At 42.5% G+C, this 687-nt stretch carries 1 protein-coding gene; it reads right to left on the bottom strand.

What is annotated here, in order from left to right:
- Positions 1–687, bottom strand: a 687-nt coding sequence (locus L1077_RS27195; protein WP_237139887.1) for an AMP-binding protein, incomplete at both ends; no start/stop codon positions are given.

Here is a 687-nt window from a genome sequence, read left to right as displayed (position 1 = left end):
TATACGCCCTATAAAAGCGAGACTGCCATCAGGTAAATAACGTACCAAATCACCTGTGCGATATAAGCGGGGGCTGCTGCTAGGTAAATTACTATCATAAAAAGGGTTTACGATAAAACGCTCAGCCGTCAATTCCGGCTTATTAAGGTAACCTCTAGCTAACCCCACTCCACCGGTATACAATTCTCCAACTACACCTGGCGGCACCAACTGTTGCTGTTTATCCAATATATAGGTTTGAACATTAGTGATAGCCTGTCCAATACCTAATACTACATGATGCTCATTCAATTCCTGTATACTGGTACATACAGTGGCTTCAGAAGGCCCATAAGCATTGTAAATATTAAGTTTACCATGCCAGTCACGCACAAGATCTAAATCAAAATTTTCTCCTGCAAGAATCAAATTCTGTATTGGTGCATTCGCTTGAGGCCGAAAATGTCGGAAATAAGCAGGAGGTAATGTAGCGTGTGTAATCTGCCTCTGTTGCATATAGCTCTGTAATAACTCAGGTGACTCTTTTACATCCTCGCTGACAAGATAAAGGCAAGCGCCACTGAGCAATGCTACCACCCACTCGGATACGCTGGCATCAAAACTCATAGAAGCAAACTGTAATACTCGGCTACCGTCATGAACTTCAAATGCTTTCTTAAGTGCCATTGCCATATTGACAGTACTGCA

It is taken from the genome of Pseudoalteromonas luteoviolacea (genome assembly GCF_021654285.1).
GTDB lineage: Bacteria > Pseudomonadota > Gammaproteobacteria > Enterobacterales > Alteromonadaceae > Pseudoalteromonas > Pseudoalteromonas luteoviolacea_J.
This window is presented reverse-complemented; position numbering and strand designations above follow the sequence as displayed.